The organism is Staphylococcus sp. GDY8P72P (assembly GCF_016890655.1).
Lineage (GTDB): Bacteria > Bacillota > Bacilli > Staphylococcales > Staphylococcaceae > Staphylococcus > Staphylococcus arlettae.
The window spans coordinates 1-24,719 of the sequence record NZ_JAFEQJ010000022.1 but is presented as its reverse complement, the minus strand read 5'-3'; the positions used below and the strand labels follow the sequence as shown (position 1 = coordinate 24,719).

The following is a 24,719-nucleotide window of genomic DNA, read 5'->3' as shown; positions in this document are numbered from 1 at the left end:
CGAAATCATTTTTTCAAAATCGGATTTCTGTCCCACTCCCTATTTATATCTAATTTTGCAATATGAATAGGATTTTGTTATGTTAATAGTAATATAATAATAAAACTGCTAGGGGTGCCTATTGGCTGAGATGATATTAGTTATCAGACCCTTATAACCTGATTTGGTTAATACCAACGTAGGAAAGTGGACTAATAAAGTAGAGCATAGTTTAATTCTGCCTAATTTGTACTGCATTCTTACGTTGAATGTGGTTTTTTTAATAGGAGGAATTATACATGACATTTTCACAAGAGTTAAAAACTGCATCACAATCCATCATTGATGATATTTATCAAGATGGTTTTATACAAGACATGTTAACTGGCACTTTGTCAGAAGCTGCAGCGAAATTTTATTTAAGAGCAGATGCTTCATATTTAAAAGAGTTTGCGAACATATACGCTTTACTCATTCCCAAAATGGAAAAGTTAGAAGATGTTCAATTTTTAGTAGAACAAATTCAATTTATTGTTGAAGGTGAAGTAGAAGCTCATGAAATTATTGCCGATTTTGTGGGTGAAAATTACGATGCTATTGTACAAGAAAAAGTGTGGCCACCGAGTGGAGATCATTATATTAAACATATGTATTACAATGCTTACACTAAAGAGAATGCCGCACATACAATTGCAGCAATGGCGCCATGTCCATATGTTTATCAAGTAATCGCACAACAAGCACTCAAAGATCGTAAGTTAAATAACTCAAGTGTATTAGTAAAATGGTTTGAGTTTTATAGTACTGAAATGGATGCCTTAGTAAATATTTTTGATCAACTGATCGATCGACTAACAGTAAATTGCTCTAACGAAGAATTAGTCCAAATTAAAGATGCTTTCCTACAAAGTACAATACATGAGCGACGATTTTTCAATATGGCATATGTACAAGAAGAATGGAATTATGGAGGGAAAGTTAATGAAAAAGCCTAAAATAGCCTTGACTGTCGCAGGTACTGATCCAACAGGTGGTGCAGGCGTAATGGCAGATTTGAAGTCTTTTCATGCATGTGGTGTTTATGGAATGGCAGCTATTACAAGTATCGTTGCACAAAACACTAAAGGTGTACAGCACATTCATAATCTTGACCCTGAGTGGTTAAGCGAACAACTAGAAAGTATTTATGATGATGAGCAACCACAAGCGTTAAAAACAGGTATGATTGCTTCAAAAGATATGATGGAACGTATCCAAGTTTATATTAAGCAACATCCAGAAAAGCCATATGTTATAGACCCAGTTATGCTTGCTAAAAGTGGTGATTCGTTAATGGAAGACGTCGGTAAACAACACTTACAGTCTATATTGTTGCCTTATGCAACGGTTGCTACACCAAATATTCCAGAAGCAGAAGAAATTACTGGTATCAAAATTAATGATGAGTCTTCTATTTATCAAGCAGGTAACATATTTATCAAAGAAATTGGTAGTAAAGGCGTAGTGATAAAGGGAGGTCATTCGGCTGATTTAACTGAGTCAAAGGATTATTTATTTACTCAAGATGATGTGTTTACATTTACTGAACCACGTTTTGAAACTAAACATACACATGGTACGGGCTGTACTTTCTCAGCTGTAATTACGGCTGAACTTGCTAAGGGTAAATCGATTTATGATGCTGTTAAAAAAGCCAAAAAATTTATTTCTTTAAGTATTGAATATACACCGGAAATAGGTTATGGCAGAGGCCCAGTTAACCATTTTGCTTATATGAAAAAGGTAGGTTTAGATGATGAATAATTTAGAAAAACTGCGTCAACACAACCCATTAGTTATATGTTATACCAATGATGTAGTTAAACATTTTACTGCTAATGGTTTATTAAGTATTGGTGCCAGCCCAGCAATGAGTGAAGCGCCAGAGGAAGCTGTTGAATTTTTACAAGTTGCTGGTGCTTTAGTGATTAATATTGGTACGTTAACCAAACATAGTGCTAAAGATATGTTAGAAATAGCCAAAATAGCTAATGAAGAAAGTACACCTATTGTTTTTGATCCAGTAGCTGTCGGTGCTTCACAATTTAGAAAAGCATTCTGTCAACAGTTTTTACAAGAAGTAGATGTAACCGTCATTAAAGGGAATGCTTCTGAGATATTAACATTAATTGATTCCCAAACAACAATGAAAGGTACAGATAGTAATACCACATTAGATGTAGTAACAATTGCCAAAAAAGCACAGCAATTATTACAAACAACTATAGTCATTACTGGTGAAACAGATGTCATCGCACATGAAGGTAAAATACTAAAATTAACTAATGGCACGGCTATGTTAACCCGTATCACAGGCGCAGGATGTTTATTAGGTGGAATTATTGCTAGCTTTGTAAATAAACAATTAGAGCCAAAAATTGATGATATTGCAGAAGCTGTGACCATTTATAATATTGCTGCAGAGCATGCTGCACAAGTAGCTGATGGTCCGGGGTCATTTTTGACTCAGTTTATTGATGCGCTGTATAACGTAACATACGATGATTATTTGACACAGCGGCAAGTTAAAGAGGTGTAAGTAATGCAAAAAGAAGATTTACGACTATATTTTATCTGTGGCACACAAGATATAAATGATGGTCAGTCGATTGAACAAATATTGAAGACTGCGTTAGAAGCAGGTATCACAATGTTTCAGTTTAGAGAAAAAGGATCAAGCGCTTTACAAGGAGCTGAGAAAGAAGCATTAGCACGTAAGTTGCACACGTTGTGTAAAGGTTATAACGTCCCATTTATTGTTAATGATGATATTGAGTTAGCATTGACGATTGAAGCGGATGGTGTTCATGTAGGACAAAATGATACTGATGTGCAGCAATTTAGACAACACTTTACAAACAAAATAATAGGTTTAAGTGTAGGTACAGTTGAGGAGTATAAACAATCTGATTTGAGTTATATTGACTATATCGGTGTAGGACCAATGTTTGATACGAGTTCGAAAGCAGACGCTAATGCACCAGTTGGCCCGACAATGATAACAACACTGCGTAGTTTAGTTGGAAACATGCCTATTGTAGGAATTGGTGGTATCACAACGAGTAACTTTCAGCCTGTCTTAGCAGCAGGTGCGGATGGTATATCAGTGATTTCTGCAATAAGTAAAAGTGACGATATTACAAAAACAATTCGATATTTTTTACAATCTGTAGAATAAAAGATAAAATTTTTGTTTTTGATTTCCACTTTATGTTGAATATGATAAAATGATTTTTGTGTGAATATATCATTAGAGGTGGAAAAATGAAGAAAAAAGCGCTACTACCTTTACTTCTAGGAGTAATGGTATTTTTAGCAGGGTGTGACTATTCAAAACCAGAAAATAGAAATGGTTTTTTCTTTAATACATTTGTTGAACCGATGGATAAAGTTATACATTGGTTAGGTCAAACGTTTAATAATGATTATGGCTTGGCTATTATTGTTATTGTTTTAGCAATTCGTATTATTTTATTACCGTTCATGTTATCAAATTATAAAAATAGTCATATGATGCGTGAAAAAATGAAGGTTGCTAAACCTGATATTGATGCAATTCAAGAAAAAGTGAAACGTTCACGTACTCAAGAAGAGAAAATGGCAGCTAACCAAGAAATGATGGAAGTCTATAAAAAATATGACATGAATCCAATGAAGAGTATGTTAGGTTGTTTACCAATTCTAATTCAAATGCCAGTAATTATGGGATTATTCTTCGTATTAAAATATCCATCAAGTGGTGGCTTTACAGATCACCCGAACTTTTTATGGTTCGACTTATCTAAACCAGATATTTGGATTACGATTATTGCCGGTATTTTATATTTCTTACAAGCATATGTATCAAGTTTAAGTATGCCTAATGAACAACGACAAATGGGTTATATGATGATGGTAATTTCACCAATCATGATAGTTTGGATTTCATTAAGTTCAGCGTCAGCACTTGGCTTATATTGGTCTGTCAGTGCCGCATTCTTGATTATCCAAACACAAATAGCAAATATGCATTATTCAAAAGTTGCTAAAAGAGAAGTTGCACCTATGTTAGAAGCATTTAACAAAGAAGAAGAAGGCAATAAGAAAAAAGGTAAGAACACTCAAATTGCTTCAAAGAAGAAAAAGAAATAATTGAATAAGATATTAAGAAAATTTCAACTCAATTATTAGCTTCAATGTAAGCAAAAAGAGGACCAATCCATTTTAGGAGTGGTCCTCTTTATATTTTAAGTTAGACGATATTAACTGTGCATACTTGCTTAGGTATAGTCTCTCACTCATCCTATTCTCCGAGTATCAGCAAGTTTCAATATAAATAAGAACTTGGTTTCGTCTTAATGCGTTTGAATATACAAAATTTTATAAAACTAAAGAAAACGTCAATTTCTATATTTGCACAATAGAAATTGACGTTTATTTTTTAATCAGAACTATTTATGTCCGTACTCTTTTTATATTTCAGTTTCGTATTGAAAATTCCATTCAGCGAAAAATTGTTGAATATATAATTCCATAAATTGATGTCTTTGTTGGGCAATTGCTTTTGCTGAATTTGTATGCATTAAAGATTTAAGTGTGAATAATTTTTCGTAAAAATGCTTAATTGCCGATGGTGATAATTGATCAAGTGATACTTCGTTTTGTTCTAATGCTTCTAATGTAACATCACCTGACCACATCGCTTCATTAAAGTGGCCAGCAAATTGGAATGTTCGAGCAATGCCAATGGCGCCAATTGCATCTAAACGATCGGCATCACGGACGATTTGGCCTTCTTTAGACAGGGTTATATCATTGTTTTGGCCATTTTTAAAACTCATATGAGCAATAATAAAACAGATATGAGTTGCGTCACGTGATGAAACGCCAATTTCAGATAAAAATGCTTGTAGTTTGTTTTTGGCAGTCGTAGCATTAGTTAATTTAGTATCGACAGTGTCATGTAATAATGCGGCCATTTTAATAATAAAATAATCCGCGGGTTGTTCGAGTGAAGCAATATGTGTTGCTAGTTTTACCACTCGTGATACATGTGCAATATCATGCCCAGTAGTATCGTTTTGATGGAATGCAGACATGTATTCATATGCACGTGTAATTTGGCGTTCTGGATTCAAAAGATCACTCCATTCGACTAAGCTATCATAAAATATATCTGTAAAAACTAAGTTTAATTATTTATAATTATTAATGATTAAACTGTTATAAAATCGGTGATAATAATCTTGCTATGCCTTCTTTAAATTTAATCCACAAACTTCTTTGATTGTATAATTCTTGTGTTAAGCGATAGGATACATTTAAGTCATTTTCGAAAGCAGCACGTAATTGTTGTGCAACTTCTATATCATAGATAAATGCATTGATTTCGAAATTTAACGTAAAACTTCGGTGGTCCATATTAGCAGTACCCACACTAGCAATTTCATCATCTATTACTACGGACTTAGAATGTAAGAAGCCATTATCATAATGATAAATATTGACACCGGCCTCTAATAAAGAAGCGACATTATTGTAAGTAGCCCAATATACAAAAGGATGATCAGGCTTGTTAGGTATCATAATATTGACATTAACTCCACCTAAAGCTGCAATTTTAACAGCATCTAAGAAAGCTTGATCAGGAATAAAATAAGGTGATTGAATGTATATTGATTCTTTTGCAGAAGCAATCATTTTCAAATAGCCATATTTAATTTGTTCCCATGCTTCGTCTGGACCACTGGAAGCAATTTGAACACCTATTGTTCCACCAGAATTAACATCTGGGAAATAGCGATCTTCATACTGTAGATTGTCACGTGTAGATTGTGAATTCCAATCGAGCATAAAACGTAATTGCAATGCATTCACTGCATCTCCTACTATACGTAAGTGGGTATCACGCCAATAGCCAAATTTCTTTTTCAGTCCTAAATATTCATCACCGACGTTAAAGCCACCGACATAACCAATTTGACCATCGATAATGACAATTTTCCGGTGGTTACGGTTATTCATACGTAAATTGATTAATGGTAACTTCGAAGGGAAGAATGCTTCAACTTGACCGCCATTTTTGCGAAAAGATTTAAAATCTTTTAATGACAATGTACGTGAACCCATATCATCATAAAGCATTTTTACCTCAACGCCTTCGGTTAACTTTTGTTCCAATGCCGTTAATATGCTTTTTCCTAAATTATCATTTCTAAAGATGTAATATTGGATATGTATGTAATCCTTAGCTTGAATAATATCATTTAATAAAGCATCGAACTTTTGTCTGCCATCCGTATAAATAGTAACTTCATTATCGGTAGTTAAAAAGGCAGCATTATTATAGAGCAACATTTGTACCATATCTTTAAATTTAACAATTTGATGATTGCCTTTTGAAAAATCATCATTTTTTAAAGCTTCAAGTTGCTCGTTTACAATCATCTCTATACCAATTTTGTCGCTTTCATCTATTTTGAAAATGTGTTTTCTTTGTATTTGACGACCAAATAATAAGTATACGATAAATCCTAATAAAGGTATTAATACGAGAATTAATAACCAAGCCCAAATTGAACCGGCAGAACGGCGTTCCATAAAGATAATAGTAAAAGCAAATATTAAATTTAAGATAAACGCACTAATAAGTACAATGTTTAATATGACATTAGAATTATGGTAAAACATTGTAAATAGTTCAATCATAGTGGCATACCTCCAAGTAACTATGTAGTCTTACTGTCGAAACTCTTCACTATTGTAACATGAAGTAGGCTTTTTATCACTTGACATATACGTCAAGGGGGTATATTATGATGTTGAATTAAAAAGAGAGGTGTTTCACATGACAGAGGTAGACAAAGCGCATCATTCTACTCAGACAAAAGCCAATTTAAAATCACGTTTGAATCGTATAGAGGGGCAAGTAAGAGCGATTAATAGAATGATTGATGAAGATGTTTATTGTGATGATGTCTTAACACAAATCAGAGCAACGCGTTCTGCGTTAAACAGTGTTGCTACAAAATTATTAGATCATCATATGAAGAGCTGTATTATGGACAAAGTGAACGCGGGCGAGCAAGAAGCGGCTATGGAAGAATTACTAGTAACATTTCAAAAGCTCATGAAAGATTAGGGGTGAACATGGAATCAAAAGTCATCTTTTTAGCGGGTTTAACGTCTTATAAACAACAAGCACAATTAATACAAAAATTGTTAAATATTATTGGAGTCCATCAAGTACACGTTAGCCTCGAGAAAAGTATTGTTCAGATTACATTTGATACACCAGCTAACTTAAATAATATCGAAAAAGAAATATATGATGATGGATATACCATTCTATTTTAAAAGCCACAGAAGTCATTTAATAAAATAACTTCTGTGGTTTTTTAATTTTTTTATAATGCAAAAATATGGAAGGATAAATAAATATTTCAAAAAAATTATGAAATATTGTAGTAACATGAATATAAATAGGGTAAGATTAAATATAAGGTACATAGTTAGGAGTGATGATATGAATAATAACAATGACAAGTTGCACAATGTAGTGAAGCTATTATCATCATTAGGTGTAAACATAAAGAAAACTAAATCAAGATTTGAAGTTATGCATACTTTGCCAAGCACTGCGAAAGCAACGAATCGTTTGAAATAAAGAAAAAGGATCTTAGCGTAAAGCTAAAATCCTTTTTTTATTGCAATTTAGTCAGATGAAACGGGCTGTGCAGCATATTGTTTGGGTTGATAATAAGCAATAGATAAAATAATGCCAATACCACACATTAAGCTCCATAATGAACTACCACCATAGCTAATAAAAGGTAATGGAATCCCCGTAATAGGCAGTAACTGCACCGTCATTCCAATGTTTTGTAAAACATGGAATAAAATTAATGCTGTATAGCCTATGAGGAAGGTTTTGTTAAATGGATGTTCAACATGCGTTGCAAGGCGCATGAAATGGAACATCAGAGCTAAAAAGACTAACAATATAATTACAGATCCGATAAAACCAAATTCCTCTCCAATAACTGAAAAGATAAAATCAGTGTGATTTTCTGGAATATAAACTTCACCATGATTGAACCCTTTACCAAATAATTGCCCAGAACCTATTGCTTTTAATGATTCTGTTAAATGATAGCCATCGCCACTACTATATGAATAAGGATCTAACCAAGAATTGATACGTCCAAGCTGATACGTTTTAACGCCCAACACATTTTCAATGAGAGAAGGTTTATAAATTATTGATAAAATAATTGAACCACCAATAACAATACCTGCTATAAATAATGGACCGATAATTTTCCATGTAATGCCACTAACAACAATAACCCCAACAATAATAGCGCATAAAACGAGCGTTGTACCTAAGTCATTTTGTAATAAAATTAGCGCCATTGGTAACGCAGACATGGCAATTATTTTTAATAGTAGTTTGAAGTCTGATTCCACTGATTTGTTAAAGGTGAATTTATTATGTCTTGTTACTAATTTTGCTAGTGCCATAATCAAGACAATTTTCATAAACTCTGAAGGTTGTACACTTATAGGTCCTAGTTTATACCAACTTTTAGCACCATTTATAATCGGCGTGAACGGGGTTTCAGGTATAACAATTAATATAAATAACCCTATACAAAGTATAAAATATAAAAAGTATGTATACTTCATTAATTTTTTTGGTGAGATAAGCATTATTGAAAATGCGATAATAGCACCAAGTACGTAATACATTATTTGTCTAATACTAAAGTTTGTACTATATTGTCCGCCGCCCATAGCAGAATTGATAGTGCTTACACTTATAATTGCTAATAACACAATAACGCCAACTAATATCCAGTCGACGCGTCTAATCCAATGATTATCTTTTAAACGACGTGAACTAAGCATTGCATACTCCTTTAAACCATATTCTTTCATTAATAATATATATTAATTTTACCGAACTTTTAATTATATTGCCAGAATGAGACTAGCGTTAAGGGAAATTTATTATTAATATGAAGTATAAAAGCTATTTCTAATCTTCAGTGCAAAATTTAATTGAATTCAAGTTAGTTTACAAATGCAAAGATTAGTATAATCGTGATATGATGTAGTTTAAGAATTGTATATGGAGGCAAAAAAGATGGCTAAAGAAAATATATGTATCGTATATGGAGGTAAAAGTGCAGAGCATGATGTATCGATTTTAACAGCACAAAACGTCATTAATGCGATTGATAAAGATGAATATAAAATAGATATTATTTATATTACTAATGATGGTGACTGGAAGAAACAATCAGATATCACAAAAGAAATCTCTGATATTGAAACATTACGATTAAATGATGTTGAAGCGGGTGAAATTTCACAGCTACTAACAACAAGCAATAATAGTAAGCCATATAGTGCAGTATTCCCATTGTTACATGGACCAAATGGTGAAGATGGTACGATTCAAGGCTTATTTGAAGTATTAGATTTACCATACGTTGGAAATGGTGTATTAGCAGCTTCAAGCTCAATGGATAAACTTGTCATGAAACAGTTGTTCGCACATAGAGGTTTGCCTCAATTACCTTACGTGAGCTTTTTAAGAAGTGAATATCAAAAATATGAAAGTAATATCTTGAAATTAGTACATGATAAATTAGAATACCCAGTCTTTGTAAAACCAGCTAACTTAGGTTCAAGTGTCGGTATAAGCAAATGTAACAATGAAGAAGAACTTAAAAAAGGTATTGAAGAAGCATTTCAATTTGACCGCAAACTTGTTATTGAACAAGGAATCGATGCTCGTGAAATTGAAGTAGCGGTGTTGGGCAATGATTATCCTGAAACGACTTGGCCAGGTGAAGTTGTTAAAGATGTAGCATTTTATGATTATAAATCAAAATATAAAGATGGCAAAATCAGCTTGGAAATTCCAGCAGATTTAGATAAAGAAGTGCAACTTACATTACGCAACATGGCTATAGAAGCATTTAAAGCAACGGATTGTTCTGGATTACTCCGTGCAGACTTTTTTGTAACTGAAGATAATCAAATTTTTATTAATGAAACAAATGCAATGCCAGGTTTTACAGCCTATAGTATGTATCCAAGTTTATGGGAAAACATGGGGCTAAGCTATTCAGAGTTAGTTAAAAAGTTAATTGAATTAGCAAAACAGAAGCATGAAGATAAGAAGAAAAATAAATACAGTATTGATTGAGGCGGTTGAAAATGATTGAAGTAAAGTTAAAACAAATAAAGTCTTGGATTGATTGTGACATCGACACACAATATTTAGATAACATTATAAGAGGTGTGGAGATAGATTCTCGCCAAATTAAACAAGATATGTTATTTGTACCTTTTAAAGGTGAACATGTAGATGGACATAAATTCGTATCACAAGCTTTAGCAGATGGCGCAGGTGCATGTTTCTACCAAAAAGATAGTGATTTATCTGAAGTTCCAACAGGACCAATTATTTGGGTAGATGATACATTAAAAGCTTTACAACAATTAGCACAAGCGTATTTAAAACATGTCAATCCACAAGTGATTGCAGTAACAGGTTCTAATGGTAAGACGACGACTAAAGATATGATTGAAAGTGTACTGAAGCCTCAATTTAAAGTGAAAAAAACTCTAGGTAATTATAATAATGAAATTGGCATGCCATTAACAATTTTACAATTAGATCAAGATACTGAAATATCTATTTTAGAAATGGGTATGTCTGGGTTTCACGAAATTGAACTTCTATCAAACATTGCTCAACCCGATATCGCAGTAATTACAAATATTGGGGAATCCCATATGCAAGATTTAGGATCACGGGAAGGGATTGCACAAGCTAAATTTGAAATTACGACAGGATTACAATCAAATGGTTTGTTTATCTATGATGGTGATGAACCTTTATTAACACCACATGTAGCTAATTTACAAGATGTGCAGCTTGCTAGTATTGGCATAAAAGATGGAAATACATATGTTTGTAATGTGCAAGATATAGAAACTGAAGGTATTTCTTTTAACATCAACAGTGAAGAACAATATGATTTACCAATATTAGGGACGCATAATATGAAAAATGCTGCCATCGCTATTGCGATTGGTAAGCACTTAGGATTAGATTACGATACAATCTATCGTAATTTAACACAACTCAAGTTAACGGGAATGCGCATGGAGCAACATATCACTGAAGACGGTGCCATTGTTATAAATGATGCATATAATGCCAGTCCAACAAGTATGAGAGCAGCTATAGATACATTATCAGCTATGTCAGGTAGAAAAATTTTGATTTTAGGTGATGTATTGGAATTAGGACCGAATAGTCAATCAATGCATGAAAGCGTAGGCACATATTTAGCAGAAAAGGCAATAGATGTTTTGTATACATTTGGTCACGAAGCACAATATATATATAATAAAGCACAACAACATGTGTCAATTGCCCAACACTTTACCGACAAATCACAACTTATCGAAACAATTTCGAAGGAAATCGAACCACAAGATAAAGTATTGGTTAAAGGTTCCAGAGGAATGCAATTGGAAGAAGTTGTTAATAAACTTATTTAACATTTGAAGAGGCTGGGACATCATTGATGCATCCCAGCCTCATTTTATATTGTCAGTAGGTGACTGAATTGAAAATGTCCTTTAAATGATGTTTTTTCAGTTCTAGTTATTATTTTCGGGGTTGGACGACGCAATCTTTTAAAAATTAGATTTCTGTTCCACTCCTTTTTTATGATTTATAAATATAAAAGAAGTTTGAATTCGCTATATTGATAAATTTAAAAATTAATTAGACTAATAAAAATGAATGTAGAAAAACAAATTAACCGCTTACAACCTATATATTGCAATATTTATTTGATTTATTAAAGTTGAAAAGTATCGGATTAATTGCAGTTATGTAATTTTGCTTTATTGCGATAATATTGTTGAGGTGGTACTATTAAGAAGTTGAAGAAACTTAAATGAACATATATGTATAGAAATTAAGGATAATAAAGGAGAATTATATTGCAAAATTTTAAAGAACTAGGGGTTTCAGAAAAAACAGTAGAAACCTTAGAAGCAATGGGGTTTAGTGAAGCTACACCAATTCAAAAAGATAGCATCCCTTTTGCATTAGCTGGTAAAGATGTCCTAGGTCAGGCACAGACAGGTACAGGTAAAACAGGTGCATTTGGTATCCCATTAATAGAAAAAGTTGTAGGACGTGAAGGGGTACAAGCACTAATTTTAGCTCCAACAAGAGAATTGGCTATGCAAGTTGCAGAACAACTTAAAGCATTTAGTAAAAATCAAAAAGTACAAGTGGTAACTGTTTTTGGTGGTATGCCAATAGATCGCCAAATTAAAGCCTTGAAAAAAGGACCTCAAATCGTGGTAGGTACACCTGGACGTGTTATTGACCATTTAAATCGTCGTACTTTAAAAACGGCTGACATTCATACATTGATATTAGATGAAGCTGATGAAATGATGAATATGGGATTCATTGATGATATGAGATTTATTATGGATAAAATCCCAGCAGAACAACGTCAAACGATGTTATTCTCAGCTACAATGCCTAAAGCAATTCAAACATTAGTACAACAATTTATGAATAATCCAGAAATCGTTAAAACGATGAATGATAAAACATCAAATCCACAAATTGAAGAATTCTATACAATAGTTAAAGAATTAGAAAAATTTGATACTTTCACGAACTTCCTAGATGTACATCAACCAGAATTAGCAATTGTATTTGGACGTACTAAACGACGTGTTGATGAGTTAACGAGTGCTTTATTAACTAAAGGGTATAAAGCTGAAGGTTTACACGGAGATATAACACAAGCAAAACGTTTAGAAGTATTGAAGAAATTTAAAAACGACCAAATTGATATTTTAGTAGCTACTGATGTAGCAGCGCGTGGTTTAGATATTTCTGGAGTAAGTCACGTATACAATTTTGATATACCTCAAGATACAGAAAGTTATACGCACAGAATTGGACGTACAGGACGTGCTGGTAAAGAGGGTATTGCGGTAACATTCGTCAATCCAATTGAAATGGATTACATCCGTCAAATTGAACAAGCGAACAATCGTCAAATGAATGCATTACGCCCACCTCATAGAAAAGAAGTTTTAAAAGCGCGTGAAAATGACATTAAAGAAAAAGTTCAAAACTGGATGGCTAAAGAAAATGAGCCTAGATTACAACGTATCTCTACTGAGTTACTTGAAGAATACAATGACGTAGAATTAGTTGCATCATTATTACAAGAACTTGTTGAAGCAAATGATGAAGTAGAAGTACAATTGACATTTGAAAAACCATTAGCACGAAAAGGTAGACAATCAAAAGGTCCACGCAGAAATAATAACAACAACAAACGTGGCAATAAATTTGATAACAAAAACCGTCGTGCCAAAGGTGGTTACAATAACAAAAAAGGAAAGAAGGATAGACCTTCTGACCGTAAAGACAATAAGAAAACAATGAAAGGTCGCACATTCGCAGACCATAAAAAATAAAATTAATCATCATATATGAGTTTAAGTTACGAGGTTGGAACATTAATTTGTTCCAACCTTTTCTTATGTTTTTGAAATTTGTAGTTACGAGCATATGTTTTAACGCATAATGGTAATTAATTTTGATCTAGTGGATAATTGGTGAAGAGTGATTTGTGATGTTGTGAAGCTAATTTATTGTCCTATACATATATGATATACTAAATGAAAAATTTGGCGATAGAGGAGAATTATAATCTATGACACCACATTTTGTTAAAAGCCCGAAAAGGACATTGCAATATTATTATTTGTTGGCGTCTATGTACTATGTAATACAGCTTATTATTATCCTAATGTTAGGGGTCACTGGGTATTTTGCGCACTGGTCAGATGGGCTTATTTACCTTTGGATTGGATTGTTTATAATTGTTACATGCTACAATTTGATATGGCCTTGGTTGAAATATCAATATACGTATTATCGATTCGACGGTAATCATATTGAAATACATAAAGCATTTATATTTAAAGCAAATGAGGTTTTCAAAATTGAAAGAACACAATTTTTAATAAGAAAAAGTAATCCCTTATTACAAAAATTGAGATTATGCAAAATATCTGCTGTATCAGCTGGACATAATATTGACTGTCCGCTGTTAGATGAAAACATAGCTATTCAATTTGAAAATGACACACTTAAGCAATTAAAGGGGGCTGATTTTGATGTATAAGCCTCAAAAACTGCATCCAATATCGTATCTTTCTGGTGTTATTGAAGCAATTAAGCAAAACATTGTGTTAATCTTTATTTTTATTATCTTTAATTTGGATAGCTTTGATTTCGCTAATCCTAAAGCATATATATATCCTGGTATTATTTTAACGATCTTCATAATAACTTTTATATATCACGCCTTGGTAGTTTATAAGACAAAATATTGGATAGAAAATGACCATTTCATTATGGACTATGGTATTGTGACCAAAAAACGCAAAGAATTAAATATTAGACGTATTCAAACCGTAGATACATCACAAGGTGTTATACATCAAATCGTCGGTGGTGTGAAACTACAAATCAAAACACCTAGTGATGGTGTGGAATTAGATACTGTGTCTAAATTACAAAGTGAGCATATTCGTAACACGATAAAACAAATGCAAAATGAAGAACAGCAAGAAGTGACAGATAGCGTAGAAAATGTGACACAAGAAGGACAAGACTATAATAGTGCTAGTACACCACATAAAGTTTTATTTAAATTATCAAAGAAACAATTACTATTCATGGCTATGACAAGTGGTGCAATAGGCATCGCATTGGCTACTATAGCACCGATAATAGGTAGTTTTTCAGAAGTTATTCCTTGGGAGCGGCTATCAGAGAAAGTAGCAAATATCTCACAAGCTATATTTGTTATAGTGTCACTACTTGTAGCAATAATCCTAATCATAAGTTATGTGATTGGAACATTAATTGTCTTTATTAGATACTATAACTATACTTTATCTGCACACAATGATCAGCTGACTATTAGATATGGCTTATTTAATGTGAAAAATATTACAGTACCTACAAACAGGGTTCAAGCTATATTAGAAAAACAATCGTTTGTAAGAAAATTATTTGGTGTAACATCAATAACGTTTGTTACTACAAGTGATACAAAAGTTGAAAGCGATGATACAACTATGGCTGATGGTAATGTTTTGATACTACCATTTATTAAACGTAATTCTGCTTATCGCATGCTACAAGAATTAGTACCTTCATTTGAATTTAAACCTGCAGCAAAAATTATGCCTAACAGAGCATTCCATCGTTATTTTATTAAAGAAGCGGCGATACTATTAATTATTGGAGCGGCACTTAGTTATTTTTGGACGATTTGGGTAATGGTAGTTATCTGTATGATTATAATATTGTTAATTATAAATGCTGTCATTACAGTTAAAAGCTCTGGTTTATATTATTTCGATGATCAATTAGTAATAAGAAACGTTTCGTTAATTGGAATTAAGCAATTTTATTTAAAGAAAGATAAAATATTAGGTATGGAACTTACTAGTAATCCATTTATGGATAAAAGTAAATTACGTAGCTTTAAGTGTATCGTAGCAAAAGGAATCGCTAATACGAAAATAGGATTACGATTTGTAGAGAAGCAACAAGCGTTAGATTTGAAAGCTTGGTATTTAAGAGGTGACGGCCATGAATAACTATAAACGAATGGATGAAAAAAGCATGCGTGTCATGGGTATAAAGTCATTAATATTTTCAGTGTCTTTCATTACTGCTGCATTAATTTTTTTAATAATCGAAGTTTTATGGCTTGATTTTTTTAGTTTTCCAGTCATATTTTGGATAGTATTTAGTGTATGTATTTTGGGCATTTTGAACTTTATAATTAATGGTGTGGTCATACCACGATATCGTTTTAAAAATTTTAAATATCAACTCATTAATGATGAATTAAAAATTCAAAGTGGATTATGGTTTATAACGACTCAAAGTATCCCATTATTTAGAATTCAAAATGTTGATACATATGAAGGTATTATTATGCGTAAATATCACTTAGCTAATATTATTTTGTCTACAGCAGGTGGTAATGCACAAATTATGTTAATAACAAAAGACCAAGCAGAGTTGTTAAAGCAACATATTAAAGCACCGATGAAATGATGCTGTAAGTGAGTAAATTATTAGATGAAAGAAGTGGATACTATGATACATGGTATTGGAATAGATTTAATTGAAATACAACGTATTCAAACTTTATATGAAAGACAAGAAAAGTTATTAAGCAGAATCTTATCTACAAATGAACAACAACAGTTTCATAGTTTTAATAATAATCAACGAAAAATAGAATTTTTAGCAGGCCGTTTTGCATGTAAAGAAGCTTTTAGTAAAGCCTTGGGGACAGGTTTAGGAAAAACTATAGCCTTTAGTGACATAGATTGCTTTAATGATGACTTAGGAAAGCCTTGTATTATCTACGATGGCTTTAATGTGCATGTAAGTATTACACATACCGAACATTATGCAATGAGTCAAGTAACCTTAGAATATCAATAAATTATCAACTTAAGATACCTTTTCGTTGGATAGGCAAACTATTTATTATAAAATTAAATTATTAATAAATTATCTTTTGGTGATGTGAGTGAAAATAGGAGGAAATATTTAATGACCGATAAATATTACAGATCGACCTATATAAATGTTGATTTAAATGAAATAGCATCGAATTATCAAGTATTTAAAAAGTTACACCCTAATAAAACAGTTATTCCTGTAGTTAAAGCAAATGGTTACGGACTAGGAAGTATTCCAATTGCCAAAAAATTAGTAGAGCAAAGTGTAGATTTTTTTGCAGTAGCAACATTAGATGAAGCAATCGAACTACGTATGCATGGTGTTCACGCTCAAATATTAGTACTAGGAGTAATACCTACTGCTCATATTAGTAAAGCAATTCAACATAGAGTAGCAGTGACTGTACCATCATTAGAGTGGTTACAAACAGCTGTAGGTGAAATACCAGAAAACAACGCTAAAGATTTATGGTTACATATTAAAATAGATACTGGTATGGGCAGATTAGGGATGACTACTGCAGATGAATACCAATCAACGATTGACTTAATTAATGACTATGATCATTTAATATTTGAAGGTGTATACACTCATTTTGCTTGTGCTGATGAACCTGGTGATTCAATGAACAAACAACAACAGCGCTTTGAAACAATAGTATCTTCTGCCATAAAGCCGCGCTATATTCATTCGCAAAATTCAGCTGGCGCATTAATGAAAGATAGTCAATTTTGCAATGCAGTGCGCATTGGTATCTCATTGTACGGCTACTATCCATCGGCGTATGTTAAAGAAAATGTCAAAGTACATTTAAAGCCTGCCGCACAGTGGGTTACAGAGGTAGTACAAACTAAAACACTAGCTGTTGGAGAATCAGTCAGTTACGGTAGTATTTACACTGCGACAGAGCCTACGAGAATTGCAATATTACCAGTTGGTTATGCTGATGGTTTTCCTCGATTAATGACTGGATTTAATGTCAATGTTAATGGACAACAGTGTGAAATCATTGGCAAAGTGTGTATGGATCAAATAATAATTAAAATCTCTGAAGATATTCAAGTTGGTGATAAAGTCATTTTAATGGATCATCATGCAGATTCACCACAAGCTGCTGAAGCCTTGGCATTACAACAACATTCAATAAATTATGAAGTGCTTTGTAACCTCGGCAGACGTTTGCCAAGAGTTTATTATGGTACTAAAGACTTAGAAATTCACAATGAATTATTAAAATAGTATAGTCACTGATTTTAAAATTTGTTATTATGAATGTAATTAGATACACATAGTAAACTATTTCTTGACTCACACGGAGGTTTTATTCATGCCAAGTTTTAACCAAAGTAGAAATCATAACATAGAACAATCTTTAAAAGAAGGCTATTCCCAAATGGCTGATTTGAATCTCTCCCTTGCAGCAGAAGCTTTTCCATTCGAATGTGAAGCTTGTGATTGCAACGAATCATATATTAGTGCTAGTAACACTAATGACTAATGAGACGAGGAGACGTCTACTTAGCTGACTTATCACCAGTACAAGGGTCTGAACAAGGGGGAGTAAGACCAGTTGTAATTATTCAAAATGATACTGGTAATAAATATAGTCCTACCGTGATTGTAGCTGCAATCACTGGTAGGATAAATAAAGCTAAAATACCAACACATGTTGAAATTGAAAAGAAAAAGTATAAATTGGATAAGGATTCAGTTATATTACTTGAGCAGATTCGAACGTTAGATAAAAAAAGATTAAAAGAAAAGTTAACATACTTATCAGAAGATAAAATGAAAGAAGTCAACATAGCAATTGACATAAGTTTAGGATTACATAATAATAGGCATCATAAGTAAAGGCACAGTTGGATGTTATAATATAAAAGTTTAACAAACATATTAAATTAAATTAGCACGTCACACCGTTTAGAATAATATAGGGTTCGAATACGTTGTAAAATAAGTAATACACTTCGAAAAGCTTTAGGAAACCCTAAGGCTTTTTTAACTTTTAGTTTACATCTAGCACTATTTTTGATTAATATTAATAAGTGATATATTAATATTAAGTAGCACTCAATCAATGCTGTGTAAATGGTAATTGTATTGATATAGGAGGTTTAACAGCGTGGAAGAATTTAAAAAGCAATATAGAGCACTGATAGATTTAAGTTTGACCTCTGTTGGCAAAGATGCGTTATTAAAAAAATGCGAAGCTTTTACTGATGAAGTTATTAAACGAGATATTTTGCCAGAACATATTGTGGAAATACACAAAGACTATATAACTTTACTTGATTTAGAACAAAGTCAAATTTTAGAAAGCTTAGTGGTTCTTGAAGAAATTGTGAAAGGTTTTGGTTATAGTTATAGAGATTACCAGCAGATGGTCGATCGCCTCCAATACCATGATAAAGAAATGGATTTAGCTTCGAGGTTACAACAAACAATGCTAAAAACAGATATTCCACAGTTTGATAGTATCCAAATAGGTGTCATTTCAGTTGCGGCACAAAAAGTAAGTGGAGACTATTTTAATTTGATTGACCACAAAGACGGTACTATGAGTTTTGCAGTAGCAGATGTTATTGGTAAAGGTATTCCAGCTGCACTAGCAATGAGCATGATTAAATTCGGAATGGATTCATATGGTCATTCACAGTTACCAAGTGATGGGTTAAAGCGATTAAATCGTGTTGTAGAAAAAAATGTTAACCAAAATATGTTTGTAACTATGTTTTATGGGTTATATGAAGAGATGAACCATTTATTATATTGTAGTTCAGCAGGACATGAGCCTGGTTATATATATAGAGCTGAAACTCAAACATTCGAAGAAATAGATGTACGTGGTAGAGTGTTAGGTGTAAGCCAACAAACGAGATATCAACAACAAGAAATACCGATTTTTTTAGATGATTTAGTAATTATATTTACTGATGGTGTTACAGAGGTTCGAAATGAAGAAGGCGAATTTATAAATAAAGACCAATTACTTGATATGATACACAAGTATAAACATATGCATCCGCAAGACATTGTGCAGCTGTTATACGAAGCCATCTTGAAAATACAAAATCCTAAAAAAAGAGATGATTTAACGATTTTAATCATTAAACGTGTAAATTAATTTGTTTATTTTTTAATAGAATATTTTTGTTTATTAGGGGTATAGCATGAAGAAATAAGACTATAATTAGGAGTGTAGTAAAATGAATCTTAACATTGAAACGATAACTCATGATGAATATTATGAAGTAAAAGTTGGCGGTGAACTTGATGTATACACTGTACCAGAATTAGAAGAGGTACTAGTACCAATGCGTCAGGAAGGCACTCATAATGTGCACGTGAACTTAGAAAACGTGAGTTACATGGATTCAACTGGATTAGGTCTTTTTGTAGGAACGTTAAAAGCATTGAATCAAAATAATAAGGAATTATATATATTAGGTGCTTCTGATCGAATTAGCCGTCTTTTTGATATTACAGGGTTAAAAGATTTGATGCATGTTAATGAAGGAACGGAGGTTGAATAACATGCAAACTAAACAGGACTATATTGAAATGCGCTTACCAGCCTCTGCAGAATATGTGAGTTTAATTAGATTAACTTTATCTGGCGTATTCTCAAGAGCTGGCGCAACATATGACGATATTGAAGATGCTAAAATAGCAGTGAGCGAAGCAGTAACAAACGCCGTAAAACATGCATATAAAGATGGCGCTGTAGTAGGTATGATTAACCTTTGTTTTGAAATTTTTGAAGATAAAATTAAAATTATAATATCAGATCAAGGTGAAAGCTTTGATTACGAAGAAACAAAAGCACAATTAGGACCTTACCAAGAAAATGAAAATATTGACTTCTTAAGAGAAGGTGGATTAGGTCTGTTTTTAATTGAGTCATTAATGGATGAAGTTACAGTAGATAAAAAATCTGGTGTAACGATCAGTATGATAAAGTATATTAAAAAAGAGCAGGTGCGAAATAATGGCGAAAGAGTCGAAATCAGTTAATGATGTATCACCTGAACAAATTAATAAATGGATAAAAGAACATCAAAATAATGAAGCGACAAATGCGCAAGATCATTTAGTTCAACATTATCGTAAACTCATTGAGTCATTAGCTTATAGGTACTCAAAGGGGCAATCTCATCATGAAGATTTAGTTCAGGTCGGTATGGTTGGTTTAATTGGTGCGATAAACAGATTCGACTTATCTTTTGATAGAAAGTTCGAAGCATTTTTAGTTCCTACAGTTATAGGAGAAATTAAACGCTACCTTCGTGATAAAACATGGAGTGTCCATGTACCGAGAAGAATTAAAGAAATAGGTCCACGAATTAAAAAGGTCAGTGATGAATTAACTAACGAGTTAGAACGTTCACCATCAATTTCTGAAATTGCCAATAGGCTAGAAGTGAGCGATGAGGACGTATTAGAAGCTATGGAAATGAGTCAAAGTTATAATGCGTTGAGTGTCGATCATTCTATTGAAGCGGATAAAGATGGGTCAACTGTAACTTTATTAGATATTATGGGCCAACAAGATGATAATTATGACTTAACAGAAAAGCGCATGATTTTAGAAAAAATTCTACCTATATTATCAGAAAGAGAAAGACAAATCATTCAATGTACATTCATTGAGGGTTTGAGTCAGAAAGAAACAGGAGAACGTATTGGTTTAAGCCAAATGCACGTATCTCGCCTTCAACGTACCGCAATTAAAAAATTACAAGAAGCTGCAAAAAAATAATGATTGGACAGAAACGAGTACAAAGTTTCTGTCTTATTTTATATGCATTTATAATTATTGGAGACTAATGTGTAGTGATTATAAAAGTAGAATACATAGAATATGTTAAAATAACTAATGAATTACAATAGCAACGTACGGAGGATAATATGAATAAAAATTTAATTACATCAATTCGAGAGAAGTATAGTTTTTCTGAAAAACAGATAAACTCTGTACTTGAATTATTAGAAGATAAAAATACTGTGCCATTTATCGCCAGATATAGAAAAGAACAAACTGGTGGGCTAGATGAAGTTGAAATTAAATTAATTAATGATGAATATCAATATATGGTTAACTTGCTTAAAAGAAAAGAAGAAGTAATTCATAATATTGAAGAGCAAGGATTATTAACGAATGAATTAAAACAAGATATTTTAAAACAAACAAAATTACAACGTGTTGAAGATCTATATCGACCATTTAAACAAAAGAAAAAAACTAGAGCGACTGAGGCTAAAAGAAAAGGATTGCAACCGCTAGCGGATATCATCAAGAAAGGTGATAATACAACACCAATACAACAACTTGCTCCAACGTATATCTCAGAGGAAGTCCAAACTATGGATGAAGCCATAAAAGGTGCACAAGATATTTTGGCAGAACAAATCTCAGATAATCCAAAATACAGAACGAAAATTTTAAAAGATACATATCAACAAGGAAAAATAATCACTCAGAAGAAAAAGAATGCTGAAGATGAAAAATCAATTTTCGAAATGTATTATGATTTTAGTGAGCCCATTAAGAGCATTGCTAATCACCGAATTTTAGCGATAAATAGAGGCGAAAATGAAAAAGTCTTAACTGCTAAAATAGCAATGGATTCTACAGGACTTGAAAACTTTATCCGCAAACAAGAAATAACAGAAAACAATCCGAATAGTGATTTGATAATTATAGCAATTCAAGATAGTTTGAAACGACTAATCATGCCTTCAATTGAGCGTGAAATACGAAGTGATTTAACTACAAAAGCAGAAAATCATGCAATTGATGTCTTTAGCGAAAATCTTAAAAACTTATTGTTACAACCTCCATTAAAAGGAAAACAGATTTTAGGTGTGGATCCAGCTTTTAGAACGGGATGTAAGTTAGCAATAATTAATCCATTCGGTACATTTATAGCTAAAAGTGTTATGTATCCGCATCCGCCAATTAATAAAAGAAAAGAAGCAGAAAGTATTTTCTTAAAATGTGTTAAAGACTATAACATAGATTTAATAGCAATTGGTAATGGAACTGCAAGTAGAGAGACAGAACAATTTGTTGCAAATATGATTCAACAACATAACCTCAATGTACAATTTATCATTGTTAACGAAGCAGGTGCATCTGTCTATTCAGCATCTGAAATTGCAAGAGCAGAGTTTCCAGATTTTCAAGTAGAAGAACGAAGTGCAGTGTCAATTGGTAGAAGAGTACAAGATCCATTGAGCGAACTCGTTAAAATAGATCCAAAATCCATCGGTGTGGGGCAATACCAACATGATGTAAACCAAAAAGAGTTAGAAAAAGCATTAACGTTTGTCGTGGAAACAGCTGTAAACCAAGTAGGAGTAGATGTAAATACTGCATCACATTCTTTATTACAACATGTGGCAGGGTTGTCACGTACAATTGCAGATAATTTAATTCAATATAGAGAAGAACACGGTGGAATTAAACATTATAAAGAAATCGCTAAAGTAAAACGTTTAGGAGCTAAAACTTTTGAACAAAGTATTGGATTTTTACGTATTGTTGATGGTGAAGAACCATTAGATAATACAGCAATACATCCTGAAAGTTATGATATAACAAATAACTTACTTAATGATATTGGCTTAACTAAAAGCGATTTAGGCTCTCAACTGCTAAAAGATAAACTCACAAAGATAGACCAGCAACAAATTGCAGAACAACTAAATGTTGGATTACCTACTTTAGAAGATATTATAGCAGCATTGATTGCACCTAATAGAGATCCAAGAGACAACTATGAAACACCTATTTTAAAATCTGATGTGTTATCTATAGAAGATTTAACTGAAGGCATGAAATTAAGCGGAACAGTACGTAATGTAGTAGATTTTGGTGCATTTGTTGATATCGGGGTAAAACAAGATGGCTTAGTGCATATTTCAAAACTTGCCAAGAAATTTGTGAAAAATCCTATGGATATCGTTAGTGTAGGCGATATAGTAGACGTATGGATTGTCGATATAGATGAGCAAAAAGGCAAGGTAGCATTAACTATGGTTGATCCATATGCAAAATAATGAATTACAAAGTTGTGTTGAAAAGGTATCCTTAGAAAATTTTAACAAGCCTTTTAAGCATCGAGCCTATTTTAACAACAGATTAAGAACTACAGGCGGAAGATACTTGTTGCATTCACATAATATTGAAATAAATCACAAACAATATACTATGTATGGCATGGAAGCATTGACGAATATTATAAAGCACGAGTTATGTCACTATCATTTACATTTAGAAGGCAAAGGTTACAAACATAAAGATTATGATTTCAAAAAATTAAGCAAACAAGTAAATGCACCAAGATATTGTGAACCACTTGAAAGTTATGAATCACGTGCAAATTATATTTATGAGTGCACTAATTGTAAAACTAAGTTCATGAGAATTCGTAAAGTTAATACTCGTAAAATGGTCTGCAGTCTGTGCCATCAAAAATTAACATTAATAGAAAAGAAATAACAAATAGAGAGTTGTAACAAATGTTACAGCTCTCTATTTGTTTTATTAGCGTATAAAAGTGATGTTTTGAATAAAATTGATATTTAAAGGTAAATCGTAACTTATTTTAGATTATAAAATTAAAAAATTCATTAAAAACAATTGACGATGTAAGAATCATGGTATATGATAATAAACGTTGCAAAAATAATAACTGCAATTATTGAGTACATATTAAGTATGTTAAAACCAAATAACAAAAGTGTTGACATCACGTTAACATTACGTTACAATAGTTAATGTTCTGATGAAGTACTAACCGTTTTGCCTAGCGGTCGTGGCGGAATGGCAGACGCGCTAGGTTGAGGGCCTAGTGGGAGTAATCCCGTGGAGGTTCAAATCCTCTCGGCCGCACCAAAAATCAATTGTAATATGCGGGTGTAGTTTAATGGCAAAACCTCAGCCTTCCAAGCTGATGTTGTGGGTTCGATTCCCATCACCCGCTCCAATCAAATCTTAAATGAACATTGAAAACTGAATCGCAATATGTCAACGTTAATTCCAAACACAACGACAAAGATTGTTGGTTTAAACGTGTTAGAG

The 24,719-nt window shown here is 32.5% G+C and carries 27 protein-coding genes, 2 tRNA genes and 1 riboswitch; of the genes, 26 read left to right on the top strand and 3 right to left on the bottom strand.

Annotated features, from left to right (window positions below; genetic code table 11):
- Nucleotides 1-100: 100 nt before the first annotated feature.
- A riboswitch (TPP riboswitch) is annotated at nt 101-202 on the top strand.
- Nucleotides 203-278: 76 nt separating this feature from the next.
- The 5 genes from tenA to yidC all read left to right on the top strand — a co-directional run bounded on the left by tenA (nt 279) and on the right by yidC (nt 4,149).
- Nucleotides 279-974: a thiaminase II gene (gene tenA / locus JVU85_RS10125; protein ID WP_002508997.1), complete on the top strand. Its 696-nt coding sequence runs from the start codon at nt 279-281 to the stop codon at nt 972-974.
- Nucleotides 961-1,782 carry a bifunctional hydroxymethylpyrimidine kinase/phosphomethylpyrimidine kinase gene (thiD, locus tag JVU85_RS10120; protein ID WP_002508998.1) on the top strand — a complete coding sequence of 274 codons (822 nt, stop codon included), beginning with the start codon at nt 961-963 and terminating at the stop codon, nt 1,780-1,782. The genes tenA and thiD overlap by 14 nt, the downstream gene beginning before the upstream one ends.
- Nucleotides 1,775-2,557 (top strand): hydroxyethylthiazole kinase, encoded by a 783-nt coding sequence (thiM, locus tag JVU85_RS10115; RefSeq protein WP_204172414.1) that lies wholly within the window; start codon nt 1,775-1,777, stop codon nt 2,555-2,557. The genes thiD and thiM overlap by 8 nt, the downstream gene beginning before the upstream one ends.
- Before the next feature lie 3 nt (nt 2,558-2,560).
- Nucleotides 2,561-3,196, top strand: a complete 636-nt coding sequence (gene thiE / locus JVU85_RS10110) for a thiamine phosphate synthase (protein ID WP_002509000.1) — start codon at nt 2,561-2,563, stop codon at nt 3,194-3,196.
- Between the two features lie 86 nt (nt 3,197-3,282).
- Nucleotides 3,283-4,149: a membrane protein insertase YidC gene (yidC, locus tag JVU85_RS10105; RefSeq protein WP_021459216.1), complete on the top strand. Its 867-nt coding sequence runs from the start codon at nt 3,283-3,285 to the stop codon at nt 4,147-4,149.
- Between the two features lie 320 nt (nt 4,150-4,469).
- On the opposite strand, the gene JVU85_RS10100 is transcribed toward yidC, so the two are convergent.
- Both JVU85_RS10100 and cls read right to left on the bottom strand, forming a co-directional pair.
- Nucleotides 4,470-5,096, bottom strand: coding sequence for an HD domain-containing protein (locus tag JVU85_RS10100; protein WP_227006525.1), 627 nt, complete (start codon nt 5,094-5,096; stop codon nt 4,470-4,472).
- A 124-nt stretch (nt 5,097-5,220) separates the two neighbouring features.
- Entirely contained in the window at nt 5,221-6,705 is a 1,485-nt protein-coding gene (gene cls, locus JVU85_RS10095; RefSeq protein WP_002509003.1) for a cardiolipin synthase, read from the bottom strand.
- A gap of 139 nt (nt 6,706-6,844) precedes the next feature.
- Here cls and csoR point away from each other — a divergent pair, with 139 nt between their 5' ends.
- The 3 genes from csoR to JVU85_RS10080 all read left to right on the top strand — a co-directional run bounded on the left by csoR (nt 6,845) and on the right by JVU85_RS10080 (nt 7,663).
- Complete coding sequence (gene csoR / locus JVU85_RS10090; protein ID WP_002509004.1) at nt 6,845-7,138, top strand: copper-sensing transcriptional repressor CsoR; 294 nt, start codon at nt 6,845-6,847, stop codon at nt 7,136-7,138.
- 8 nt (nt 7,139-7,146) lie between these two features.
- Complete coding sequence (gene csoZ, locus JVU85_RS10085; protein ID WP_204172412.1) at nt 7,147-7,353, top strand: putative copper chaperone CsoZ; 207 nt, start codon at nt 7,147-7,149, stop codon at nt 7,351-7,353.
- A gap of 169 nt (nt 7,354-7,522) precedes the next feature.
- Entirely contained in the window at nt 7,523-7,663 is a 141-nt protein-coding gene (locus JVU85_RS10080; RefSeq protein WP_002509006.1) for an Lmo0850 family protein, read from the top strand.
- A 47-nt stretch (nt 7,664-7,710) separates the two neighbouring features.
- Here JVU85_RS10080 and JVU85_RS10075 read toward each other — a convergent pair whose 3' ends face one another.
- Nucleotides 7,711-8,907 carry an FtsW/RodA/SpoVE family cell cycle protein gene (locus JVU85_RS10075; protein ID WP_204172409.1) on the bottom strand — a complete coding sequence of 399 codons (1,197 nt, stop codon included), beginning with the start codon at nt 8,905-8,907 and terminating at the stop codon, nt 7,711-7,713.
- A 238-nt stretch (nt 8,908-9,145) separates the two neighbouring features.
- On the opposite strand from JVU85_RS10075, the gene JVU85_RS10070 reads away from it, so the two are divergent.
- From JVU85_RS10070 to JVU85_RS09985, 18 genes are all read left to right on the top strand, one after another.
- Entirely contained in the window at nt 9,146-10,216 is a 1,071-nt protein-coding gene (locus tag JVU85_RS10070; protein WP_021459214.1) for a D-alanine--D-alanine ligase, read from the top strand.
- An 11-nt stretch (nt 10,217-10,227) separates the two neighbouring features.
- A complete protein-coding gene (locus JVU85_RS10065) occupies nt 10,228-11,583 on the top strand; it encodes a UDP-N-acetylmuramoyl-tripeptide--D-alanyl-D-alanine ligase (protein WP_021459213.1) in 1,356 nt (451 codons plus the stop codon).
- Between the two features lie 450 nt (nt 11,584-12,033).
- Nucleotides 12,034-13,545, top strand: coding sequence for a degradosome RNA helicase CshA (cshA, locus tag JVU85_RS10060; RefSeq protein WP_002509010.1), 1,512 nt, complete (start codon nt 12,034-12,036; stop codon nt 13,543-13,545).
- Nucleotides 13,546-13,784: 239 nt separating this feature from the next.
- Entirely contained in the window at nt 13,785-14,258 is a 474-nt protein-coding gene (locus JVU85_RS10055; protein ID WP_002509011.1) for a PH domain-containing protein, read from the top strand.
- Nucleotides 14,251-15,747 carry a PH domain-containing protein gene (locus tag JVU85_RS10050; protein ID WP_021459212.1) on the top strand — a complete coding sequence of 499 codons (1,497 nt, stop codon included), beginning with the start codon at nt 14,251-14,253 and terminating at the stop codon, nt 15,745-15,747. Before JVU85_RS10055 ends, JVU85_RS10050 begins: the two co-directional genes overlap by 8 nt.
- Nucleotides 15,740-16,213 (top strand): PH domain-containing protein, encoded by a 474-nt coding sequence (locus JVU85_RS10045; RefSeq protein WP_204172406.1) that lies wholly within the window; start codon nt 15,740-15,742, stop codon nt 16,211-16,213. Before JVU85_RS10050 ends, JVU85_RS10045 begins: the two co-directional genes overlap by 8 nt.
- 42 nt (nt 16,214-16,255) lie before the next feature.
- On the top strand, nt 16,256-16,609 hold the full coding sequence (gene acpS / locus JVU85_RS10040) for a holo-ACP synthase (protein WP_002509014.1): 354 nt from the start codon (nt 16,256-16,258) through the stop codon (nt 16,607-16,609).
- 111 nt (nt 16,610-16,720) lie between these two features.
- On the top strand, nt 16,721-17,869 hold the full coding sequence (gene alr / locus JVU85_RS10035; RefSeq protein WP_142019508.1) for an alanine racemase: 1,149 nt from the start codon (nt 16,721-16,723) through the stop codon (nt 17,867-17,869).
- Nucleotides 17,870-17,957: 88 nt separating this feature from the next.
- Nucleotides 17,958-18,128: a type II toxin-antitoxin system antitoxin MazE gene (mazE, locus tag JVU85_RS10030; protein WP_002509016.1), complete on the top strand. Its 171-nt coding sequence runs from the start codon at nt 17,958-17,960 to the stop codon at nt 18,126-18,128.
- Nucleotides 18,128-18,484, top strand: a complete 357-nt coding sequence (locus JVU85_RS10025) for a type II toxin-antitoxin system PemK/MazF family toxin (RefSeq protein ID WP_002509017.1) — start codon at nt 18,128-18,130, stop codon at nt 18,482-18,484. The genes mazE and JVU85_RS10025 overlap by 1 nt, the downstream gene beginning before the upstream one ends.
- Before the next feature lie 271 nt (nt 18,485-18,755).
- The gene (locus tag JVU85_RS10020; RefSeq protein ID WP_002509018.1) at nt 18,756-19,757 is read left to right on the top strand and encodes a SpoIIE family protein phosphatase; all 1,002 of its coding nucleotides are present in this window, start codon (nt 18,756-18,758) and stop codon (nt 19,755-19,757) included.
- Between the two features lie 82 nt (nt 19,758-19,839).
- Nucleotides 19,840-20,166, top strand: coding sequence for an anti-sigma factor antagonist (locus JVU85_RS10015; RefSeq protein WP_002509019.1), 327 nt, complete (start codon nt 19,840-19,842; stop codon nt 20,164-20,166).
- 1 nt (nt 20,167) lies between these two features.
- Entirely contained in the window at nt 20,168-20,647 is a 480-nt protein-coding gene (rsbW, locus tag JVU85_RS10010) for an anti-sigma B factor RsbW (protein ID WP_002509020.1), read from the top strand.
- On the top strand, nt 20,622-21,392 hold the full coding sequence (gene sigB / locus JVU85_RS10005) for an RNA polymerase sigma factor SigB (protein WP_002509021.1): 771 nt from the start codon (nt 20,622-20,624) through the stop codon (nt 21,390-21,392). The genes rsbW and sigB overlap by 26 nt, the downstream gene beginning before the upstream one ends.
- A gap of 149 nt (nt 21,393-21,541) precedes the next feature.
- Nucleotides 21,542-23,695, top strand: a complete 2,154-nt coding sequence (locus tag JVU85_RS10000; RefSeq protein ID WP_002509022.1) for a Tex family protein — start codon at nt 21,542-21,544, stop codon at nt 23,693-23,695.
- Nucleotides 23,685-24,137, top strand: coding sequence for a SprT family protein (locus JVU85_RS09995; RefSeq protein ID WP_002509023.1), 453 nt, complete (start codon nt 23,685-23,687; stop codon nt 24,135-24,137). Before JVU85_RS10000 ends, JVU85_RS09995 begins: the two co-directional genes overlap by 11 nt.
- A gap of 310 nt (nt 24,138-24,447) precedes the next feature.
- Nucleotides 24,448-24,533, top strand: a tRNA-Leu gene (locus JVU85_RS09990).
- Nucleotides 24,534-24,550: 17 nt separating this feature from the next.
- Nucleotides 24,551-24,624 (top strand) — tRNA-Gly (locus JVU85_RS09985).
- Nucleotides 24,625-24,719: the final 95 nt, after the last annotated feature.

Coding starts and splice junctions, on each gene's coding strand:
- JVU85_RS10100 (WP_227006525.1), bottom strand. CDS start 5,096: ATGTCTGCATTCCATCAAAACGATACTACTGGGCATGATATTGCACAT.
- mazE (WP_002509016.1), top strand. CDS start 17,958: ATGCCAAGTTTTAACCAAAGTAGAAATCATAACATAGAACAATCTTTA.
- JVU85_RS10055 (WP_002509011.1), top strand. CDS start 13,785: ATGACACCACATTTTGTTAAAAGCCCGAAAAGGACATTGCAATATTAT.
- thiE (WP_002509000.1), top strand. CDS start 2,561: ATGCAAAAAGAAGATTTACGACTATATTTTATCTGTGGCACACAAGAT.
- JVU85_RS10065 (WP_021459213.1), top strand. CDS start 10,228: ATGATTGAAGTAAAGTTAAAACAAATAAAGTCTTGGATTGATTGTGAC.
- thiD (WP_002508998.1), top strand. CDS start 961: ATGAAAAAGCCTAAAATAGCCTTGACTGTCGCAGGTACTGATCCAACA.
- alr (WP_142019508.1), top strand. CDS start 16,721: ATGACCGATAAATATTACAGATCGACCTATATAAATGTTGATTTAAAT.
- JVU85_RS10075 (WP_204172409.1), bottom strand. CDS start 8,907: ATGCTTAGTTCACGTCGTTTAAAAGATAATCATTGGATTAGACGCGTC.
- thiM (WP_204172414.1), top strand. CDS start 1,775: ATGAATAATTTAGAAAAACTGCGTCAACACAACCCATTAGTTATATGT.
- rsbW (WP_002509020.1), top strand. CDS start 20,168: ATGCAAACTAAACAGGACTATATTGAAATGCGCTTACCAGCCTCTGCA.
- JVU85_RS10000 (WP_002509022.1), top strand. CDS start 21,542: ATGAATAAAAATTTAATTACATCAATTCGAGAGAAGTATAGTTTTTCT.
- csoR (WP_002509004.1), top strand. CDS start 6,845: ATGACAGAGGTAGACAAAGCGCATCATTCTACTCAGACAAAAGCCAAT.
- cls (WP_002509003.1), bottom strand. CDS start 6,705: ATGATTGAACTATTTACAATGTTTTACCATAATTCTAATGTCATATTA.
- JVU85_RS10015 (WP_002509019.1), top strand. CDS start 19,840: ATGAATCTTAACATTGAAACGATAACTCATGATGAATATTATGAAGTA.
- acpS (WP_002509014.1), top strand. CDS start 16,256: ATGATACATGGTATTGGAATAGATTTAATTGAAATACAACGTATTCAA.
- JVU85_RS10025 (WP_002509017.1), top strand. CDS start 18,128: ATGAGACGAGGAGACGTCTACTTAGCTGACTTATCACCAGTACAAGGG.
- JVU85_RS10045 (WP_204172406.1), top strand. CDS start 15,740: ATGAATAACTATAAACGAATGGATGAAAAAAGCATGCGTGTCATGGGT.
- sigB (WP_002509021.1), top strand. CDS start 20,622: ATGGCGAAAGAGTCGAAATCAGTTAATGATGTATCACCTGAACAAATT.
- JVU85_RS10050 (WP_021459212.1), top strand. CDS start 14,251: ATGTATAAGCCTCAAAAACTGCATCCAATATCGTATCTTTCTGGTGTT.
- JVU85_RS10070 (WP_021459214.1), top strand. CDS start 9,146: ATGGCTAAAGAAAATATATGTATCGTATATGGAGGTAAAAGTGCAGAG.
- JVU85_RS09995 (WP_002509023.1), top strand. CDS start 23,685: ATGCAAAATAATGAATTACAAAGTTGTGTTGAAAAGGTATCCTTAGAA.
- JVU85_RS10080 (WP_002509006.1), top strand. CDS start 7,523: ATGAATAATAACAATGACAAGTTGCACAATGTAGTGAAGCTATTATCA.
- yidC (WP_021459216.1), top strand. CDS start 3,283: ATGAAGAAAAAAGCGCTACTACCTTTACTTCTAGGAGTAATGGTATTT.
- tenA (WP_002508997.1), top strand. CDS start 279: ATGACATTTTCACAAGAGTTAAAAACTGCATCACAATCCATCATTGAT.
- csoZ (WP_204172412.1), top strand. CDS start 7,147: ATGGAATCAAAAGTCATCTTTTTAGCGGGTTTAACGTCTTATAAACAA.